This window comes from Chelatococcus sp. HY11 (assembly GCF_018398335.1).
In the GTDB taxonomy this organism is placed as follows: domain Bacteria; phylum Pseudomonadota; class Alphaproteobacteria; order Rhizobiales; family Beijerinckiaceae; genus Chelatococcus.
Window position 1 is genome coordinate 3,077,917 of record NZ_JAHBRX010000001.1, and the last position, 18,972, is coordinate 3,096,888.

Here is an 18,972-nt window from a genome sequence, read left to right on the forward strand (position 1 = left end):
GACCTTGGGATGAGAGTTCTACTGATCGAAGACGATGCAATCCTCGGAAAGGCCGTGCGCGAGCAGGTCGCGGCTCTCCACTCGGTGGACTGGGTGACACGGCTCGATGCGGCGCGCGAACATCTCCAAAGCGCGGCATACGATCTTATCCTGCTCGACCTTATGCTCCCGGACGGACTGGGCATCGCCTTTCTCAAAAAGCTTCGAGCCGAGGGCAGTGTGACACCGGTCATCATCCTGACGGCGCTCGACCAGATCTCCGACCGCATCGCGGGCCTCGATGCCGGTGCCGACGACTACATGATCAAGCCGTTCGATCTGTCTGAACTCTCCTCGCGGCTGAATGCCGTGGCGCGGCGATATAGCGGCAACCCGAATCCTCTCATTGAGATCGGCGACCTGCGCATCGATCTCGCCGCCCGGACCGTGATGCACGGTGCGCGCCCGGTCGAGCTTACCGGGCGCGAATGGGCGTTGTTCGAAGCATTTCTGCAGCGGCCCGGCATCGCGATGACCAAGGCGCAGCTCGAAGACCGGCTCTATGCGTTCGGCGCAGAGGTCGAGAGCAATACGATCGAGGTTCACGTCAGCAGACTGCGCAAGAAGCTCGGCCACGGCGCGATCGATACAGTGCGGGGCATCGGGTATCGTCTTGGAATAGCAAGATGATGCGGCCCAGGAGCCTGCAATGGCGGCTCTCGCTATGGCTGGGGCTGGGGCTAACCGTGTTGTGGGCGCTTGCCGCAGTCGTGACCGCGCAGATGCTGCGCCATGAAATGGACGAGGTGTTCGACAGCGCCCTTGAAGAGACGGCGCAACGCATCCTGCCGCTTGCGGCGATCGAGATCATCGGGCGCGATGCCGATGACACCGAACAGCGCGTTGCCACGCTCCGCCAGCATGATGAGTATTTCACCTATGTCGTGCGCGATGCGTCAGACAAGGTTCTGCTGCGATCGCACAGCGCCGACCTCGCTGCATTCCCGCCGTTTTCCGGGATGGGCTTTGCCACGACGCCGACGCACCGCCTCTACTCCGACGCGACCCTCCAGCAGAACCTGACCATCACCATCGCGGAGCCCCTGTCGCATCGCCGGATAACCGCCGGACGATTGTTGCTCGGGCTGAGCCTGCCGCTGGCCGTCATTGTCCCACTCGGCTTGATCGGCATCTGGGTCATTGTCCGGCTGTCCATGACCCCGGTTCGAACCTTCCGCTCGCAGATCGAGGCGCGCGGCGGCGGTGATCTGACACCCATCGACGCGGAGGACCTGCCTTCCGAGATTGGCCCCGTCGCCAAAGCAGTCAATCACCTCCTCGACCGATTAACGCGCACCTTGCAGGCCGAGCGCAGCTTGGCGGCCAAATCGGCCCATGAGCTGCGGACACCGGTGGCGGCAGCACTGGCACAGGCGCAACGCATGATCGCGCAAGCGCCGGACACCGCCACGCGCGAGCGCGCCGAGGATATGCAGACCGCCCTGCGGCGCCTTTCTCGCCTCACCGAGAAACTCATGCAACTGGCGAGAGCCGAGGGGGGACGCCTTTTCGCTGAAGTGCCTGTCGACATCGGCGCCATCCTGCGGATGGTCGTGAGCGAATTCGACGGGCAGGTCGAGATGGCAGGGCGCATCGACCTGACGCTGCCAGACGCTCCGGTATTCTCAAGCATCGACGCCGACGCCTTCGCCATCCTGGCCCGGAACCTGATCGAAAACGCCCTCAAATATGGCGTGCGGGACGAGCCAGTCGCCGTCACCTTGTCGGCAGACGGCTGTCTGCGCGTCACGAACGCCGGCCCGGTCGTGCCTCCCGCAGTGCTTGCGCGGCTGAGCGAGCCCTTCGAGCGCGGTCAGGCCCTGGTGCGGGGGGCCGGCCTCGGACTCGCCATCGCCCGGACCATCGCTGCCGGAACAAATGGACGGATAGAACTCCAATCTCCCGCGAGCGGCAGAATTGACGGGTTTGAGGCAAGGTTCTTCATAGACAAATCATCATCAACATTCGATGCCAGATGCTGAAAGGCAACTCCGGAGACTATGGACACTGACGCCCTGCTCAGCCGCCTTGCGGTATCTCTTTCGATCGGTCTGCTGATCGGCCTGGAGCGTGGATGGCATACCCGCAACGAGGAAGACCATCAGCGCGCGGCAGGTCTACGAACGTTCGCGCTGACCGGTCTCACTGGCGGCATTACCGGCGCTTTGGCCCGGCAATTCGACTCAGGCCTTGTGATCGGTCTTGTCTTCCTCGGGTTCACCGCGGCATTCGCCTCCTACCACTGGCTCGAAGCGCGGGCCGAACGAAATTACAGCGCGACATCCGTCATCGCCGGCATAGCCACGTTCCTGTTGGGAACGCTTGCCGTCGTCGGCGACCTTGCAGCCGCCATCGCCGGGGCTGTTGCCACGGCTGTGCTGCTTGCCCTGCGCGAGCCGTTGCATCGTTGGGTCGCATCGCTGAGCTGGAATGAGATCCGGTCGGGCCTGACGCTTCTGGCCATGACCTTTCTCATGCTGCCAATCCTGCCGAACAGGCCGGTCGATCCCTGGGGCACCGTCAATCCATATGAGATCTGGTTGCTGACCATCCTGATCGCCGCGGTCTCCTTCGCCGGCTACGTCGCCGTCCGCGTGTTTGGGGACCGCCTTGGCGTCCTGATGACGGCAATTGCGGGCGGCCTCGCCTCTTCGACAGCGACGACCTTGACCCTGGCAAGGCTTGCCCGCCGGCACCCGGAGTCCAGCACGCTGCTTTCCTGCGGCGTGCTTCTTTCCGGCTTGACCATGATCATCCGCGTTGCAGTCGTGGCGACGGCCTTGAACCCAAGCTTGATTCCGCATCTCAAATGGCCGTTGCTCATCGGCGGTGGCGTGCTCGCCATCGGCGCCGGGCTCCTACTAATGCAGAGTCGCGACTCTTCTGAGCAGCTGGGCCTTACGATCACCAACCCGCTGGAATTGGTGCCTGCCCTGAAAATGGGGACGCTCATCACCGTGGTCATGGTGGTGTCGCATCTGCTTCAACAGTCATTCGGAAATGCCGGCGTCCTGGTGACAGCCGCCGCTTCGGGCATCGCCGATGTGGATGCGATTTCGATCTCCATGGCCCGCCTGGCGTCGCATTCGATCGAGCCCGGTCTTGCGGCAGATGCGATCCTGATCGCCGTGGCCATGAATACACTTGTCAAAGCCGTGATGGCGGCATGGGTCGGAGGCTCAAGGATCGGCGGGCCCGTCGGCGCCCTTAGCGTGCTCGGCCTTGCGGCCGGCATGGCAGCGTCTCTGTATCTTGGCCGTTCGTGAATTGAAGGGGAGATTGCGGCCGGGCATGCGGCCACACTTGGGCCTTAATGGGCCGGTCTGGTCGGCTGTAAGCGACGGTTTCGGGGAGAGTGGCGTCGCAGATCTCCCCGAAATCGGGTAATGCAAGCGGGGCAGCCAAGCGCGGCCGCGCTGTCCCCTCACGCGTTGCGGAGCGATGCCACGATCTTGTCTTTTAACATCAGCCGCTGGCGGCGCAGATCGGCCTCGGCTGCTTCGGAAATGGCGTCGAGACGTGTCTCGGACCGATGAATCTTGTCGTTCACCGCGTCATATTCCGTCAAAACATGCGCAAACTCCGGGCTTTTCGCCTTCAGGGCATGAATGGCGTCCATCTGGTCTGGGAATTCGTCGCCAAGAGTGTGAGGTGTATTCGACAAGGTTCTTTCTCCTTTTTCTGCAATTTCGCCCCGGCGTCAGGGCTTTTCGACGCGCGCGACCTGATAGGTGACAAACGCGCCTTCCCGCCCGACCGAGATGTATTCGCCAAGACGGAAGCACTCCTCGGCCAGGCGGAAACCGATCTCGTCGTCCCGATCACCCGGCTCGTAATCGAAATACCACTGCCCGCCGGGCTTGCGCCGTAACAGCCCGATGCGGACCGTCTCACCATCCCGGAAATGTCGGACGCGACAGGCGTCCCGAGATTTCTTCCATTCGAGCGGATCAAGGAACCCTTCGTGGTTGAGCGGAACCAGAAGATCATAGCCTTCTTCCCGATCTCCCTCCGGATGATCTTTGCCGCGTGCGAGAGCCAAACGCACATGGCGGAAACTCGAGGGTAGTTCTTGTGCCTTGACCACGATCCGATCCTTCATTTTCCCCCTGATACGCCATTGGCAAAGGAACTTTCTTGATCTGGCGCAAGTGAGATCGAGGCACCCGTCATCCAACGCCGGCCGCTACAGGTGAAACTCCTGGTTCTGCCGTGGCACCACACTCGGCCAGCGCAGTTCGCGCTCGATCCGGACACGGAGCGCCTCGGAAGCTTCCGGCTCGCCGTGGACAATGAACACACGCCGGGGCGCGCGCTTGAAGCCAGAGAGCCAACGCATCAGCTCATTGCTGTCGGCATGAGCCGAGAGCATGTCCAGTTGTGCGACCTCTGCATTGATCGGCACCCAATTGCCATGGATTTTGAGGTCCTTCGCCCCTTGCTCCAGCGTACGCCCGCGTGTTCCGGGAGCCTGGAAACCGGAAAGCAGGATCGTGCATCTCGGATCGGGGCCAAATGTCTTGAGATGGTGCAACACGCGCCCTCCCGTCGCCATGCCGGAGGCAGCGATGACGATCTTCGGGTATCGGTTCGCCGTGATTGCCTTCGAAGCCTCAACATCGTTGGTATACTGGGCGATACCGAAGGCTTCCCGGCATGTCGCATGGTCGAGTTTATGTTCGCGCGGGTGTCGGCACATCATCTCTGTTGCGTCGATAGCCATTGGGCTATCGAGGAAGATTGGCGTGGAGGCGATGCGCCCTGCCCGCTTCAGTCTCCAGAAATAGTAGAGAAGCTGTTGGGCCCGGCCGACGGCAAAGGCCGGTATCACGAGCGTGCCGCCACGCTTCACGGTGCGTTCCGCGATCGCGCCGAGCGCCTCGGCCGGATCCTCCGCCGGATGGACCCGATCGCCATAGGTTGATTCGACCATGATATAGTCGGGCTCCCCATCTGATACGGGATCGGGAAACAGCGCATCGTCGTAGCGCCCGATGTCACCTGAGAAAACCAGGCTGCGGCCGCCCCAATGAATCTCGGCGTGCGCGGCGCCTAGGATGTGGCCGGCGTGTCGGAAGCGCAGCGTCAGGCCATTGGGCAGAGAAATAGTCTTGCCAAATGGCACGATCGAAAATTGCTCAATGGCCCGCCGTGCGTCTTGCGCACCATAGAGGGGCAAGGCGGGGGTATGCTTCGACAGGTGATGTCTGTTCAGGAACTCGGCGTCTTTCTCCTGCAGAAAGGCACTGTCCATTAGAATCAACTCGGCAACGTCCCGCGTCGCCTCCGTTGCGTAGATGCTGCCACGAAAACCGTCCCTGACGAGTCGGGGCAGGTATCCGGAATGGTCGAGATGAGCGTGCGTCAGGATGACCGCGTCGATCGCCCCCGGATGAACCGGAAGCTTCTCCCAATTCAACTCACGCAGGTTCTTGAGCCCCTGGAACAGCCCGCAGTCGATAAGGATGCGGTGGCCGTCGTGTGTCAGGAGATGTTTCGACCCGGTTACGGTTCCTGCTGCGCCGAGTGAAGTTAATGTTAACATTTGCGACCTTTCAAAATCTCGGCCATGTCCAAAATAAAAGATTTCGCCTGCAATTTGCGGCCCGAAAGCCCCCTCTTTGAACTGAGCCATGCCCTCCGGATGCGGGAGAAAGTGAGCTGTTGGTGCGTTAGGCGTTCCTCCGGTAGGTATCTACAGCAGAGCCTGGCGGAGCGGGTGGTTTCTGACTTCAGCAACGGCGAGTTTTGAAAACCAGACGCCCTCGAATTGCTGTCACGGGGAGGAATGGTCGCTGCCACTGCCGGCTATCGATGGACTGGGATCGATTATCACCCAACAGGAGAACATGCTGTGGCGGAACGATGAAGGTGCCAGCCGGCCCCGCCCACGTTTCGATATAAGGTTCAACGAGAACAAGATTATTGACCTTGATACGACCGCTTCCATCAATGTCGATTACGTCTCCGGGTGTACCGATAACCCTCTTGATGATCATCAAGCCGAGCTCATCTGAAGCGGCAACAACAATGTGTCCCCGCGCAATCGACCTTTCGCTATATACACGGGTGACCAGCGCGAATTGACCCGGCATCAGCGTCGGACACATTGACCAAGATTGGATCCTTATAACAAAGAAGATCCAGCGATGTACTGTGGCACCAAGGATGGCGCCGAGCATGAGGGCGAACCCAACGACAATCGTCGTGCTCACGGCGGATAGCGATGGCAACAGTGCGCCTGCGAGCCGACCGGCCTAATGATGATGTAACCCATGAACATCGTGTCTATGATGATCATGATCCTCACCCTCCGCGAACTTGAAAAAACTTACATATGCCTGAACATAAGCGCGCCCGCCGTCCACGTCGTCAGGATCGTAGTTTTTGAGGCTCATCACTTTTGCAAACCGATGCTTCAACTCATCGACGGCGTTAGGAGCGACTAGCTCAATCAACGGGCCTAGGACCCCAGTCTCTACACACTTATCGGCTACGACGATCTTCTCATCGACAGGCGTGCCGGAGGGCTTCAGGCCCTCGAAGGGAGCGCCTTCGCCGGCGCGGTGGATTCTTACTAGGCTCTCCAGGAAGAACCGGTCAGCCAAATCCTCAGCATCTGGTCCAAGCGCGCGCACCTTGATGCTCTGGGCAAAAATCTTGCGCAACTCTTCGGTATCGTCGGCCGCAATCCACTTCAGTGCATAGTTGAGATCATTGCGCTCCAGTGCCAGCTTTCCATCCTTGACAGTCGGTCCGTCCATAGTGTCGCAATGAGCGCTGACTCTTCGAGGATAAAAAACAACAGCCGCAAAAGCAGCCAACGCCACTAGCATGACGATCAGCAAGTACATGGTTGAGGTCTCCTATTGCGTTCTCAAATCTATGCAAGCTCGTTTCGAGCAACGTTGTCGTAGATCAAATGTGGAAGGGGATATAAAACAATTGCGGCGAGCGCCCGCCGCCAGACGCACTAATCGGAAGGTGTATCTCGGTCCGCTCCTTCAATTGGCGGTGAGCCCGGGGGCCGCAATCGAACTGGCGTCGAGCATTCCACGCCGGACCTGTTCATGGCGAGGTGGGCGATGCGGCCCGAGTTCGAAGCGCCTCGCTGTCAGAAGATGGAGGATCGGGCCGGCGTTGAACGGCAGCACTTCCATCACCGCTGCGGATCTTGTCGGACAAAAGGCGCAAACCGTTCATCACAACCAGAACGGTACCGCCTTCGTGTCCGATCACCGCGAGCGGAAGCGGCAGGTCGAAGAACAGACCGCCAGTCACAAGCAGCAGCATGGCGCCGATCGCGACGACGAGATTCTGTTGGATGATGACGGCCGTCCGCCGTGCCAGCCGGTGCGCATCGGCCAGCTTCTTCATGTCTTCCGACAACAGGGCGACGTCGGCGGCCTGCAGTGCGACGTCCGACCCCGCCGCTCCCATCGCGATGCCGACGTCGGCGCGAGCCAATGCGGCGGCATCGTTGACGCCATCGCCGACGAAAGCGACCTTGCCATCACGCGCGAGGTCGCCGACCTGGAGCACCTTGTCCTGCGGCAGCATCTCGGCATGAACCTCGTCGGGAGCAAGGCCGAGCTCCGCGCCGATGCGCAACGCCACCGGCCTGCGGTCGCCGGTCATCATGACGATGCGGTTGACGCCACCGGTGCGAAGCGCGGCCAGCGCTGGGGCTGAGCTGGCTCTTGCTTCGTCCGCAACACTGACCGCCCCCAGAACGGTCGCACCGCGCCCGAGATAGACCACGGTCTGAGAACTGTCGGCGAGTTCCCGGAACGCCGGATCATCGACGGAGGCGCCCATGTCCTCGACGAGGTGAGCGTTACCGGCCCATATCGGGCCGAAGGCATCGTAGCCGACGATGCCGGCGCTCGGATGCGACGTCACGTCCACGACCACTGCCGGCTCAACGCCATGAACCAGGGCCTCACGACGGATGGCGGCAGCGATGTGATGCTCGGAATGCGCTTCCAGTCCGGCAAGAAGCGAAAGGAAACGGCGATCCTCACCATCCAGGGCGACAATGCGCGTGACCTCTGCACGTCCATTGGTCAGGGTCCCGGTCTTGTCGAACGCGAAGGTATCGACAGCGGCGAGCATTTCGAGCGCACCGCCCCCCTTGAACAGCACGCCGCCTCGCGCCGCGGCAGAGAGCGCCGACAGGATCGCAGCCGGGACCGATATGACGATCGCGCAGGGACTGGCGGCGACCAGCAGCGTCGCGGCCTTGTAGAGGGCCTGCTCCCAGTCGCGGCCAAGCCAATAGAAGACCGCAAGGGCCAGAGCGGAGCCCAGCAGGACGCCGACGGTATAACGCTGGCCGAACCACGCGCTGAAGCGCTCGGATGGCGCCTTCGCTTCCTGAGCCTCGGTGACGAGCTGGATCATGCGCGCGATCGTGCTGTCGCCGACCGTCCTGGTGACGGTCATGTCAAGGACCCCGTCAAGATTGACTGTCGCCTCGAAGACCTGGTCGCCCGGCTCCTTCGAGACCGGCATGGATTCACCGGTGATGTTGGCCTCGTCGATGCCGCTGCGGCCATGCAGGATCACACCGTCGGTCGGCACACGTGCGCCCGGACGCAGCACCACCACATCGCCGACGGCAAGCTCCGCAGCGGGAACCTCCACGACGGTGCCATCGTCCCTTTTGCGGAAAGCCGTCTCCGGCCGGAGCGCCATGAGCGCCTCAACAGCCCGGCGTGCGCGTCCCAAAGCCTGATGTTCGAGCGTGGTCGACACGCTGAACAACGTCAGCAGCACCGCGCCTTCGAACGGCGCCCCGACGATGGCCGCCGCAACGGCCGCGACGACCATCAGCAGATCGATGTCTAGGATATGATCGCGCCACAACGCCGTCAGGGCGCTCCAGGTGGCCGGAAGCCCTCCGGCCAAATAGACCATCGCCAGACCGGGAGATCTTAGAATGGAAAGGCCTTCCGCCGGCGGCCAGGTCCCGGCGACGGCCAGCATCATCCCGAGGACCGCAATTGCCGACATGACGGTCTGGAAATCGAACGACACGCGTTTCATCGTCACACCGCCCGGCCGATCAGGGAGCCGATCAATGCGGTCGAGGCCATCGCGACCGCGCCCCAGAACACCACCCGGATGGTCGGTTTCCAGATGCTGGCGCCACCGGCGCGAGCCCCGATCGCACCGAGGATGGCAAGACCGATGAGGCAAGCAAGGGATACGGTCCATGCAGCCGTTCCGGCCGGCGCAAGCAGGGCGACGATCAACGGCAAAGCCGCACCCGCCGCAAACGTGACCGCCGAGGTCAGCGCGGCTTGAACCGGTCTCGCCATCACATGGCTCGCCAATCCAAGTTCGTCCCGCGCATGGGCTTCGAAGGCATCCTTCGCCATCATCTGTTCGGCAACCTGCCGGGCCAGATCCGGGGCCACGCCGCGCTGCTCGTAGATCGCGGCGAGCTCGGCCAGTTCGGCCTCCGGCTGCGTCGCCAGCTCGTGACGCTCCCGCGCCATGTCGGCTTCCTCGGTATCGGCCTGCGAGCTGACGGACACATATTCGCCCGCCGCCATCGACATCGCCCCGGCTACGAGTCCGGCAACACCGGCCACAAGAATCTCATGCGAGGCGTTGGTCGCCGCGGCGACACCGACGATCAGGCTCGACGTCGAGATCAGGCCGTCATTGGCGCCCAGTACAGCCGCCCGAAGCCAGCCTATGCGTTCGATGAGATGATTTTCCTTGTGAAGGGCGCGCATGGATAGTGCTCCGGGCAGTGATCGTGTGTGCAACGGGAACGATGCCGCGTCGACGCAACCTCGTTCCGTGATGGTGGGAAAATGCAGAAGGCTATCAGTTTAGAATTATTCTAATTCGAGATTGATTCAAGATACGATCGGCCATTGGAACCCCTTTCGTCTTTTACGGCCCCCGGCCGTTGAGCGATGACCGGGGCCCGGAGGGTCTGCGATCAACACCAAGATCGCTCGCCCGCCGGGCGACCCGGCATCGCCCATCGATGTACCTCGATGAAGAGCTTCGAGGCCAAGCCGACTTGCTGCGCAACCGCCGCTAGTCCGTTTCCGTCTCCAGCGACGTGCCGACGGCGCTGCCATCGCCGAAGCGCTTGACGCTGCCATCGACGACCTCGAGCGTTGCGGGATCGATCTTCACCTTGAGGACGTTTCCGCTGGTGTCAGTGACCCGAAGTTCGTAGCAACCATCATCGATCTTCATCTTGTCGATGGTCCATCCGAAGTCGCCTGCAAGCTTCCCGAGAGCTTCGAAGGATTGCCTCTTCTGAGGCGGAACCTCGCACACTTCTCCAGCAAACGCGGCCGTTGCCGGAAGCGTCGCGAGCAATGCAAGCACTGCCAATGTCTTTCTCATGATTTATGCTCCTGGGCTGTGTTGTCGATGGAGGAAATCATGCACAGAGGGACTGACGGGCTACTGAAGATCGGTAGGAATTGTCGTCAGCTTCCGGTCAGCAAACACCGCCATCGTTGCAGCGGAAAGATAATCGTTCTCACGGGCCTGCGTCGAAGCCGCGCCCTTCGCCTGCTTCTTCGTGGGTGACCCCGTCGCGGATGTGGTAGATGCGCCTGAAGGTGGGGATGATCTTTTCGTCGTGCGTGACGACGATGATCGCCGTTCCGAATTTGACAGCCATGTCGTTGAGGATCCGGATCACGGTCAACGCGCGCGCACTGTCGAGTGGGGCGGTCGGCTCGTCGGCAAGAATGACAGGCGGCCGGTTGACCAATCCGCGCGCGATGGCAACGCGCTGTTGCTCGCCGCCGGAGAGCTGCGATGGCATCGCATCGGCTCGGTGCTCGACATCGAGTGCTTTTAGAAGCTCTCGCGCGCGCTGGCGTGATTCATGATTTGGGATGCCGGCAAGCATGGGAAGCAGGGCGACATTGTCGGTCACGTCCAAAAAGGGAATGAGGTAAGGCGCCTGGAAGACAAAGCCGATCTTGTCGCGCCTCAACGCGCGCAGATCGCGGATCTTCCATCCATCGTCATAGATCAGCTCGTCGCCGAGAGTCATGCGTCCACCGCTCGGGTCGATGACCGCCCCCAGAGCTTTGAGCAAGGTACTCTTTCCAGAACCCGACGGTCCAATCAAACCGACGACCTCGCCGGGCGCGACCCGCATATTGACGTCTTTGAGAGCATCGACGGCGGTGGAGCCGCTGCCATATCGCTTCCGGATTTTCTCGATCAGGATCCCGCCGCCCATCTCAGCCACCGATCGCCTCGGCAGGGTCGACCTTCAACGCCATCCGGATCGCGACGATGCTGGCGAGCGCGCATATGGCGATGACGGCGATAACGCCGACGATCGTATCGGCGGAAAGAAGAAGGACAAACTTTGGGAACAATGGCGCTGCAAAGGTCGCTGTAATCTTGCCAACGACGAAGCCGATCAGCCCAAGCACGATCGCCTGCTGCAGGATCATCGACGCGATCGTGCGATTGCGGGTACCGATCAGCTTCAGCACCGCGATCTCGCGTATCTTGTCCATTGTCAGGGTGTAGATAATGAAAGCGACGATCGCTGCGCTGACAACGGCAAGGATCGCCAGGAACATGCCAATCTGCTTGGCCGAGGTGGCGATCAGCTTGCCGACCAGGATCTCCTCCATCTGCGGGCGCGTATAGACCGTCAGCCGCTTCCACCGTGCGATGTCTGTCGCGATCCGGTCCTGGTCGTATCCCGGTTTGGTGCGCACCAGAACGGCATTCACATAAGGGTTGCTGTTTTGCGAGGCGATGATGGCGTCCAGCAAGCCGGGAACGCCCGGCCGATTGAACTCGGGATTCTCGCTGGTGCGCCGACGCTGACGGACAATGGAGTCGTTGTCCTTGAGGAATTGCGCTTCCTGCGCGTCCTTCAGCGGGATGAAGACCATCGGGTCGCCGCCCGACGACACCGTCCGTCGCGTCAAACCCACAACGGTAAAATGGTTCCTTCGGACAACGATCCTGTCTCCCAGAGAAAAACCAGTGGCGACATCGGCAACCGCCTCGTAGTGGCTGCGCGTGATGTGCCGCCCGGCGACAAGGAAGGGCGGTCGGCCAGGTGTCGCCATGTCCCCTGGCGCAACGCCCACCACCATGGATCGCACGTCGGAGGTACCTTTGCGGACCTGCATCGTAAGATAAGTCACGTTGGCCGCTCGCTCGACTCCGGGGATCGCCAGGATCATGCGGTAAATGTCATCGTTAATGCTCGAGGACTCGGCGTACGGACCGAGCGTGTTCTGCTGGACAACCCACATATCGGCGCCACTATTGTCGAGCAGCACCTTGCCGTCATCGACCATCCCCCGATAGACGCCTGCCATGGTGAAGGTCACACCGATCAGCAGACCCAGACCGACACCCGTGAAGACAAACTTCCCCCAGGAATGCAAAATGTCGCGTCCGGCAAGACTGATCATTTGAGGAGCTCCGCCGGATTGTCAGCGACACGAATGCGGCTCGTGCTGAGCAATTTCGAGGCGCTGTAGACGACAATCTCGTCGCCAATTTTCAGACCCTTCGTAACCTGCACGGTTCCTTCCAGGTCGGCAGCGCCCAATTGGACTGCCGTAAACCGGATCTTCCCACCTTCGATCTTCCAGACACCCAATTTGCCGCCGACGTTCTGGATCGCGGCATTCGGAATGGTCGGCGAGGCGGCGATCTCGGGCAGGGCGACCGATACTTCGGCCAACTCGCCAATTGAGGGCAGCGGCACGGGAAGCGTGTCGAAGTTCACCTTTGCAAGATTTTCTTCCGTCACCGCATCTGCAAGGACTTCCACCCGTGCAACGCTTCCCGGTAATCCTTCGCCGGCGCGTGAGCGCAACGCGATCGTGGCGGACAAATCCCGCCGCAAGCCCGTCGCGGCAATCTGATCGAACCTGGCATTGATCCAGAGATTTTTTGGATCGATCATTTCCACCACCGATTGGCCCGCGACCACGGTCGTTCCCGGCTCCGCTTTTCTTGCAGAAACGACACCGTCTACCGGCGCAAGCAGAACCAGGTTCTCCCGCTGCTTGACCAGACCGTCACGGTCGGCGCGGTTACGATGGAGATCCTGCTGCGAAGCGAGAAGATTGGACTGAGCGGCCGAGAGAGCGGCCTGCGCCACCTCGCTCTCTTGCCGCTTCGTTTCGACTGCGACCTCACTCACGGCGCGGGTCTTCCAGAGTTCTTCATACCGCTTCGCCTGAGCAAGTGCGTAATCCTTGCGCGTCCTGGTATCGACCACCTGCGCTTCGGCGACTTTGATCGACGCTTCCGCTCGGCCGATCGCCGCTTCAAGTGCCGCGATGCGGGCATCAAGGTCTACCGGGTCCATTTCGGCCAGGGTCTGGCCGGATCGAACCTGATCACCCACGTCAACAAGAATCCTGCCGATACGTCCCGCGCTGGTGGGGCCGATCTTGTAGGAGAAACGCGCTTCGACAGTGCCAATGCCGAACAACGCCGGTGAAATCGAACGGGCTTCAACGACGGCAGTCGTAACGGACACCGGCGCGAGAGGGCCGGAGCGCAAGACCACATAGCCAAACAAGGCCGCGGTCACAGCTCCAACGCCAATGAGCAGCAGTGTGCGGCGCTGCAATGAAGGCAGTTTCATCGACCTGCCTCCAGGTAAATCTGCGTCATTGAATGATCTGCGATGGGGGTGACGCGCCTTGCTGACGTCGCCTTGATCGAGCGAACGGGAGATTTCGTCGCCGAGGAATGCCGATCGATCATCTCGGCACCTCGACAGCGCGCCGATACAACGCAAAAACACCTGGGGCGATTGCACGTATCTGCGCAACATCGCCAACTAGCAGGGATTGCATGACAAGACCCTGGATCGCCCCGATAAAGAGCGCTACGGCGGCCTTGTCATCCAGCGTGTCGGCGAATTCACCCTGCTCCTTGCCGTCCGCGATGAGCCGCCCGAGACGCTCGCCGTAGCGTTGGATCAAAGTATGCGCCATTTGCTTGGCAAGGGTCTGCTCCGCGCGCTGCAGTTCGCCGAACAGCATCCTGGGCACACCGGGATGTTCCATGATGAACTCGATATGCGCGAAGAATGCCGCTTCCAGTGCGTCAATCGGAGAGGACGTCGCGGACGTGGCCTTGTCGATGCGCGCCAGAAGGCGCTCCGCTACCCACTCCATAACCGCCTGAAGAATGGCGTCCTTCGATGGGAAGTGCCTGAACAGGGCGCCTTGTGTCACACCCATGCGCTGCGCGATCGCTCCGGTCGTAATGTCCGCAGGGTTTTGTTCGGCCGCCAGATCGATGACGGTCTCGACGGTCACCCTGCGTCGTTCCGGAGCTGAGAGGTTGGTCGAGCGCGGCATCAGCGGTTACCCCAAAGATAGTAATTAATTACTATCTTACAATTTGGACCATTTTTCAAGAGGCTATGCAAGCGCCGATCATTTCAGCGCCACATAGATCGCCGGAATGACGAGCACCGTGAGAAGCGTCGAGGAGACGAGACCGAACAGCAGCGCGATGGCGAGCCCCTGGAAAATCGGGTCGGTCAGGATCACGCCCGCGCCGATCATCGCGGCGAGCGCGGTCAGCAGGATCGGCTTGAAGCGGACGGAGCCGGCCTCAAGCAGTACATCGACCATTGGCCTGCCCTGCCCCCCGGAATGGCGGATGAAATCCACCAGCAGGATCGAATTGCGCACGATGATGCCGGCAAGCGCGATAAACCCGATCATCGAGGTCGCGGTGAACGGCGCCGCGAACAGCCAATGCCCGAGCATGATGCCGATGAAGGTGAGCGGGATCGGCGTCAGGATGACCAGTGGAAGCTTGAACGAGCCGAACTGCGCGACCACAAGGATATAGATGCCGAGGATCGCCACCATAAACGCCGCGCCCATGTCGCGGAAGGTGACCCATGTCACTTCCCACTCTCCATCCCACAGCAGGGTCGGGCGGGTTTCGTCATCGGGCTGGCCGTGCAGCGCGATCACCGGCTTCGGAACATTGCCCCAATCCGCCTTGGAAATCGCATCGTTGACGGCGAGCATGCCGTAGATCGGCGCCTCGTAGGCACCGGCAAGCTCGGCCATGACCATCTCCGCCGCTCGGCCATTGTGCCGGAACACAGGATACGATGCCGGCTGCTCGGAGACCGACACGACGTCGCCGAGTTCGACGACACCCCGGCCGCCGGGCAGCGCGTTGGCCGGAACGGGCGTGGTGAGCGCGCGTTCGTCAATGACCTTCTCACCCTTCGGCAGGGCGATGCGGATCGGGATCGGCTGACGGCCACCGCCGCGATGCGAATAGCCGACCGTGGTGCCGCCATGGAGATAACGCAACGTGTCATAGACGTCGGACTGCTCGACCCGATAATATTCGAGATTGTCTTGATCGATCGCGACGCGCATGCGCTGCGGCTGATTGTGGTAGCTGTCGTCGACGTCGACAATGAAGGGCACGCTCTTGAAGGCCTCGCGCACTTTTCCGGCGACGGCACGACGCGTCTCGGCGTCCGGTCCGTATATCTCAGCCAGCAGCGTCCCCAGCACAGGCGGGCCAGGCGGCGGTTCCACCACTTTCGCTACTGTGCCCTGCGGCAACGCAAGGCCCTCGATGCGCTTGCGAATATCAAGAGCGATCGCATGGCTCGCACGGCCGCGCACGCCTTTGGGTAGAAGATTGACGACAATGTCGCCCTGCTGCGGTTCTGCGCGCAGGTAGTAGTGCCGCACCAGTCCGTTGAAGTCGAAGGGCGACGCTGTTCCGGCATAGGTCTGGAAGGATACGATCTCCGGCATGTCGCCCAGCCGCTCCACCATTTGCTGCAATGTCCGGTCCGTATCCTCGACCGAAGAGCCCTTGGGCAGGTCGACGATTACTTGAAGGTTGGTCTTGTTGTCGAAGGGCAGCAGCTTGACCGTGACGTGCTTGGTGTAGAGAAGGCCAAGCGACGCGATCGTGGCCATGCCGACGACCAGGAGGAACGCCCAGGCCCGGGCGCGGCTCCGCAGGACAGGCCGCGCGACCATCGCGTAGATTCTGCCGAGACGCCCTCCATCGGCCGCCGCATGAGCGTGTCCGCCCACTGCCTCCTTCCGGCCGAGCTTCATCATCAGCCAGGGCGTAAGGATCACCGCGACGAAGAAAGAGAACAGCATCGCTGCCGAAGCGTTCGCCGGGATCGGGCTCATATAGGGTCCCATCATCCCCGACACGAACAACATCGGAAGGAGCGCAGCTACGACGGTCAGCGTGGCCACGATGGTCGGGTTGCCGACCTCGGCAACGGCGTCGACAGCGGCCGCGCTGCGCGATCGGCCGTCCTGCATGGCCCAGTGGCGGGCGATGTTCTCGATGACGACGATGGCGTCGTCGACCAGGATGCCGATCGAAAAGATCAGGGCGAACAGGCTGACACGGTTCAGCGTATAGCCCATGAGCCAGGACGCGAAGAGCGTGAGCAGGATGGTGATCGGAATGACGACCGCGACCACCATCGCCTCGCGCAAGCCGATGGCAATGGCGACCAGGAGGACGATCGAGACGGTTGCGAGCCCAAGATGGAACAGAAGCTCGTTCGCCTTCTCGTTGGCGGTCTCGCCGTAATCGCGCGTGACCGTCATCTCGACATCCTTCGGAAAGATCTGGCCGCGGGTCTGCTCCAGACGCTTTACGATATCGTCGGCAATGACCACGGCATTGGTGCCTGGCCTCTTGGCGATCGCAAGAGAAACCGCCGGAACCCTTTGCAGCCCATCTGCTGTCGAACGGACATCAGTGACACGGGCCTCCGCCGGCGAGGTGGCAAGGACCGTTTTTGCGACATCGCGCACATAGACGGGCCTGCCGTCGCGCGCGGTGAGAAGGATGTTGCCAATTTCGGAGAGCTCCTGCAGCGTCTGCCCGGCAACAATCGCGCGCTGCTGGCCGCCTTCGCGCACCGTGCCGACGCGGAAGGAACGGTTTGCCCCCTCGATCTTGGCGGCGAGTTGCTGAAGGGTGATGCCATAGAGCGAGAGCTTTTCCGGATCTGGCTCGACTTCGAACTGCTCGGGCTGCTCGCCAACGATATAGGTGAGGCCGATATCAGGCAGCTTGGCGACCTCGACCTGCAGCTCGCGCGCCAGCCTTGTCAGCCCGTTGGCGGTCCAGTGCCCGGCGCTCCCTTGTGTTGGCCGCAGCGTAACGACGACGATCGCCACATCGTCGATCCCGCGTCCTACGATCAGCGGATCGGGAATGCCGACGGGGATGCGGTCCATGTTCGCCCGGACCTTCTCATGCACCCGCAGGATCGCGGCATCGGCATTGGTGCCGACCTTGAACCGCGCCGTGACGAGCGCACCATCATCCTCGGTCTGGGAATAGACGTGTTCGACGCCGTCGATCGCTTTGACGATGGTCTCGAGCGGTTCGGTTACGAGCTTGACCGCATCCTCGGTCTTCAAGCCGTTCGCCTGTACGCGGATATCGACCATCGGCACCGAGATCTGCGGCTCCTCCTCGCGCGGCAACGATACCAGTGCAACCAGCCCCAGGACGAAGGCGGCCAGCAAGAAGAGCGGCGTTAGCGGCGAGCCAATGAAGGCACGGGTCAAGCCACCGGCCAGACCGAGAGCAAGTCTTGGCGGCGTCATGGCAGCACGATCCGATCGCCGTCATGAAGGCCGGTGAGGATTTCGATGCGGGGCTGGCCGTCATCTTCGAAGCGCTCGCCGATGATGACGGCCACATCGATCGCGCCCCCTATTCCAGCGACACGTACATAGTCGATCCCATGCAGCGTCCGCACCGCTTCCGGCGGCACAGCAAGCACGGAGCGTTTGCCGACCGGGATGGATACGAGGGTCCTCTCATTGACGAAGTAATCGCCGATGCCGGCGACCTCGACATCGGCGGTGACACGTCCATCGACGATTTCCGGATAGACCTTGACGATTCGACCCGGAAGCCTCGTTTCGGATTGATCCGGCGACCGTTTCAGGCCGCGCTCGCCGACTGTGACATTTGCTCCCTGCACGATATCGGCCGCATGGCGCTCCGGCAGAGAAAGACGCAGATAGTAGGGGCCAGGAGCAATGCGCGCGATTTCCTCGCCCGGCAGGACGACCGAGCCGAGCGTCACCGGCACGGTCAGGACACGGCCTGTGGCGGGCGCGACAACAGTGCCTTCCCGAGTGCTTTGCTCGATAACGGTCTTGTCGGCCCGAGCCGCCACGACCTGATTGGTCGCCACCTCGAACTGCATTCTGGCCTGATCGAGACTGGCTTGCGTACCGGCGCCGCTTGCCCTCAATTGCTGCGCCCGCTCGAGCTGCAGTTTGGTATTGTCGAGTTGAGAACTGAGAGCATCGATTTTGGCTTGGGCGGCGTCGAGCTGGAGCGAGAGCTTGTCATCGACGATGACGGCGATGGCGTCGCCTTCCTTGACCTCATCCCCCTGGCTGACGCGCAGTTCGCGCACCGAGCCGCCGGTGCGAACCCGCGCCGGCAGCACGATACGGCTTTCAACCTGCCCGAACACGGCCTTCATGTTCGGAACAGTCGTCGTTTTCACGATGAAGTCGGCAGCGTATGCGCCATGGCTCGTCAAAGCCACGATCAGGGCGAGCATTGCCGCTCGAGGGTAAGGGATCGGTCGATACATGAAGGGATTGCTTCCAAAGAAGACCGGCGCTCCACGCGACGGTGGCAAACAGGAATACTTGACTGCTATTTGAACGCGATGCCTGCCGGGCAGCCGAGCTTCCTGAACAGGATCGCCGCCGGGCAAAACCCGGTGATCGACGATTGGATCAGATTGAAGCCGACGAAGACGTTCAGCAGATACCACCAGGGCGAGACATAAAAGCCGAGCGCCAGGGACAACAGAACCATGAACCCCGCGAACATCAGCACGGCGCGATCGATCGTCATTTTGAATACTCCTATGTTGAGAAC

General features: G+C 61.5%; 18 protein-coding genes. 3 read left to right on the top strand and 15 right to left on the bottom strand.

Annotated elements, in window-relative coordinates; translation table 11 throughout:
* The first annotated feature begins 9 nt into the window (after positions 1-9).
* From KIO74_RS14090 to KIO74_RS14100, 3 genes are read left to right on the top strand one after another with little or no spacing between them, the layout of a single operon-like run.
* The gene (locus tag KIO74_RS14090; RefSeq protein WP_029075256.1) at positions 10-669 is read left to right on the top strand and encodes a response regulator transcription factor; all 660 of its coding nucleotides are present in this window, start codon (positions 10-12) and stop codon (positions 667-669) included.
* Positions 666-2,021: an ATP-binding protein gene (locus KIO74_RS14095; protein WP_029075255.1), complete on the top strand. Its 1,356-nt coding sequence runs from the start codon at positions 666-668 to the stop codon at positions 2,019-2,021. Before KIO74_RS14090 ends, KIO74_RS14095 begins: the two co-directional genes overlap by 4 nt.
* 18 nt (positions 2,022-2,039) lie before the next feature.
* On the top strand, positions 2,040-3,305 hold the full coding sequence (locus KIO74_RS14100; protein ID WP_029075254.1) for an MgtC/SapB family protein: 1,266 nt from the start codon (positions 2,040-2,042) through the stop codon (positions 3,303-3,305).
* Positions 3,306-3,463: 158 nt separating this feature from the next.
* On the opposite strand, the gene KIO74_RS14105 is transcribed toward KIO74_RS14100, so the two are convergent.
* The 15 genes from KIO74_RS14105 to KIO74_RS14175 form a co-directional block, all read right to left on the bottom strand.
* Positions 3,464-3,703 (bottom strand): HP1242/YdcH family protein, encoded by a 240-nt coding sequence (locus tag KIO74_RS14105; protein WP_023513018.1) that lies wholly within the window; start codon positions 3,701-3,703, stop codon positions 3,464-3,466.
* Positions 3,704-3,739: 36 nt separating this feature from the next.
* Positions 3,740-4,126 carry a hypothetical protein gene (locus tag KIO74_RS14110; protein WP_029075253.1) on the bottom strand — a complete coding sequence of 129 codons (387 nt, stop codon included), beginning with the start codon at positions 4,124-4,126 and terminating at the stop codon, positions 3,740-3,742.
* A 99-nt stretch (positions 4,127-4,225) separates the two neighbouring features.
* Positions 4,226-5,584, bottom strand: coding sequence for an MBL fold metallo-hydrolase RNA specificity domain-containing protein (locus KIO74_RS14115; protein WP_029075252.1), 1,359 nt, complete (start codon positions 5,582-5,584; stop codon positions 4,226-4,228).
* A 187-nt stretch (positions 5,585-5,771) separates the two neighbouring features.
* Entirely contained in the window at positions 5,772-6,254 is a 483-nt protein-coding gene (gene lepB / locus KIO74_RS14120) for a signal peptidase I (RefSeq protein ID WP_084639939.1), read from the bottom strand.
* Positions 6,255-6,296: 42 nt separating this feature from the next.
* Positions 6,297-6,893 carry a DUF6448 family protein gene (locus KIO74_RS14125; protein ID WP_051231290.1) on the bottom strand — a complete coding sequence of 199 codons (597 nt, stop codon included), beginning with the start codon at positions 6,891-6,893 and terminating at the stop codon, positions 6,297-6,299.
* Positions 6,894-7,107: 214 nt separating this feature from the next.
* Positions 7,108-9,087, bottom strand: coding sequence for a heavy metal translocating P-type ATPase (locus tag KIO74_RS14130; RefSeq protein WP_084639938.1), 1,980 nt, complete (start codon positions 9,085-9,087; stop codon positions 7,108-7,110).
* A gap of 2 nt (positions 9,088-9,089) precedes the next feature.
* Complete coding sequence (locus tag KIO74_RS14135; protein ID WP_029075251.1) at positions 9,090-9,785, bottom strand: VIT1/CCC1 transporter family protein; 696 nt, start codon at positions 9,783-9,785, stop codon at positions 9,090-9,092.
* 313 nt (positions 9,786-10,098) lie between these two features.
* Positions 10,099-10,416, bottom strand: coding sequence for a PepSY domain-containing protein (locus KIO74_RS14140; RefSeq protein ID WP_213332549.1), 318 nt, complete (start codon positions 10,414-10,416; stop codon positions 10,099-10,101).
* 139 nt (positions 10,417-10,555) lie between these two features.
* On the bottom strand, positions 10,556-11,272 hold the full coding sequence (locus tag KIO74_RS14145; protein WP_029075250.1) for an ABC transporter ATP-binding protein: 717 nt from the start codon (positions 11,270-11,272) through the stop codon (positions 10,556-10,558).
* A 1-nt stretch (position 11,273) separates the two neighbouring features.
* Complete coding sequence (locus tag KIO74_RS14150; protein ID WP_029075249.1) at positions 11,274-12,476, bottom strand: ABC transporter permease; 1,203 nt, start codon at positions 12,474-12,476, stop codon at positions 11,274-11,276.
* Positions 12,473-13,843 carry an efflux RND transporter periplasmic adaptor subunit gene (locus tag KIO74_RS14155; RefSeq protein ID WP_291979782.1) on the bottom strand — a complete coding sequence of 457 codons (1,371 nt, stop codon included), beginning with the start codon at positions 13,841-13,843 and terminating at the stop codon, positions 12,473-12,475. Before KIO74_RS14155 ends, KIO74_RS14150 begins: the two co-directional genes overlap by 4 nt.
* Positions 13,785-14,390, bottom strand: coding sequence for a TetR/AcrR family transcriptional regulator (locus KIO74_RS14160; RefSeq protein WP_035830967.1), 606 nt, complete (start codon positions 14,388-14,390; stop codon positions 13,785-13,787). Before KIO74_RS14160 ends, KIO74_RS14155 begins: the two co-directional genes overlap by 59 nt.
* A gap of 78 nt (positions 14,391-14,468) precedes the next feature.
* The gene (locus KIO74_RS14165; RefSeq protein WP_029075246.1) at positions 14,469-17,669 is read right to left on the bottom strand and encodes an efflux RND transporter permease subunit; all 3,201 of its coding nucleotides are present in this window, start codon (positions 17,667-17,669) and stop codon (positions 14,469-14,471) included.
* The gene (locus KIO74_RS14170; RefSeq protein ID WP_029075245.1) at positions 17,666-18,646 is read right to left on the bottom strand and encodes an efflux RND transporter periplasmic adaptor subunit; all 981 of its coding nucleotides are present in this window, start codon (positions 18,644-18,646) and stop codon (positions 17,666-17,668) included. Before KIO74_RS14170 ends, KIO74_RS14165 begins: the two co-directional genes overlap by 4 nt.
* 98 nt (positions 18,647-18,744) lie before the next feature.
* Positions 18,745-18,948 (bottom strand): YgaP family membrane protein, encoded by a 204-nt coding sequence (locus KIO74_RS14175; protein ID WP_029075244.1) that lies wholly within the window; start codon positions 18,946-18,948, stop codon positions 18,745-18,747.
* Positions 18,949-18,972: the final 24 nt, after the last annotated feature.

Bases quoted from the DNA above. Each gene is read 5' to 3' on its own strand.
- KIO74_RS14160 (WP_035830967.1), bottom strand. From the start codon at position 14,390: ATGCCGCGCTCGACCAACCTCTCAGCTCCGGAACGACGCAGGGTGACC.
- KIO74_RS14090 (WP_029075256.1), top strand. From the start codon at position 10: ATGAGAGTTCTACTGATCGAAGACGATGCAATCCTCGGAAAGGCCGTG.
- KIO74_RS14145 (WP_029075250.1), bottom strand. From the start codon at position 11,272: ATGGGCGGCGGGATCCTGATCGAGAAAATCCGGAAGCGATATGGCAGC.
- KIO74_RS14175 (WP_029075244.1), bottom strand. From the start codon at position 18,948: ATGACGATCGATCGCGCCGTGCTGATGTTCGCGGGGTTCATGGTTCTG.
- KIO74_RS14165 (WP_029075246.1), bottom strand. From the start codon at position 17,669: ATGACGCCGCCAAGACTTGCTCTCGGTCTGGCCGGTGGCTTGACCCGT.
- KIO74_RS14135 (WP_029075251.1), bottom strand. From the start codon at position 9,785: ATGCGCGCCCTTCACAAGGAAAATCATCTCATCGAACGCATAGGCTGG.
- KIO74_RS14130 (WP_084639938.1), bottom strand. From the start codon at position 9,087: ATGAAACGCGTGTCGTTCGATTTCCAGACCGTCATGTCGGCAATTGCG.
- KIO74_RS14100 (WP_029075254.1), top strand. From the start codon at position 2,040: ATGGACACTGACGCCCTGCTCAGCCGCCTTGCGGTATCTCTTTCGATC.
- KIO74_RS14115 (WP_029075252.1), bottom strand. From the start codon at position 5,584: ATGTTAACATTAACTTCACTCGGCGCAGCAGGAACCGTAACCGGGTCG.
- KIO74_RS14170 (WP_029075245.1), bottom strand. From the start codon at position 18,646: ATGCTCGCCCTGATCGTGGCTTTGACGAGCCATGGCGCATACGCTGCC.
- KIO74_RS14095 (WP_029075255.1), top strand. From the start codon at position 666: ATGATGCGGCCCAGGAGCCTGCAATGGCGGCTCTCGCTATGGCTGGGG.
- KIO74_RS14140 (WP_213332549.1), bottom strand. From the start codon at position 10,416: ATGAGAAAGACATTGGCAGTGCTTGCATTGCTCGCGACGCTTCCGGCA.
- KIO74_RS14125 (WP_051231290.1), bottom strand. From the start codon at position 6,893: ATGTACTTGCTGATCGTCATGCTAGTGGCGTTGGCTGCTTTTGCGGCT.
- KIO74_RS14150 (WP_029075249.1), bottom strand. From the start codon at position 12,476: ATGATCAGTCTTGCCGGACGCGACATTTTGCATTCCTGGGGGAAGTTT.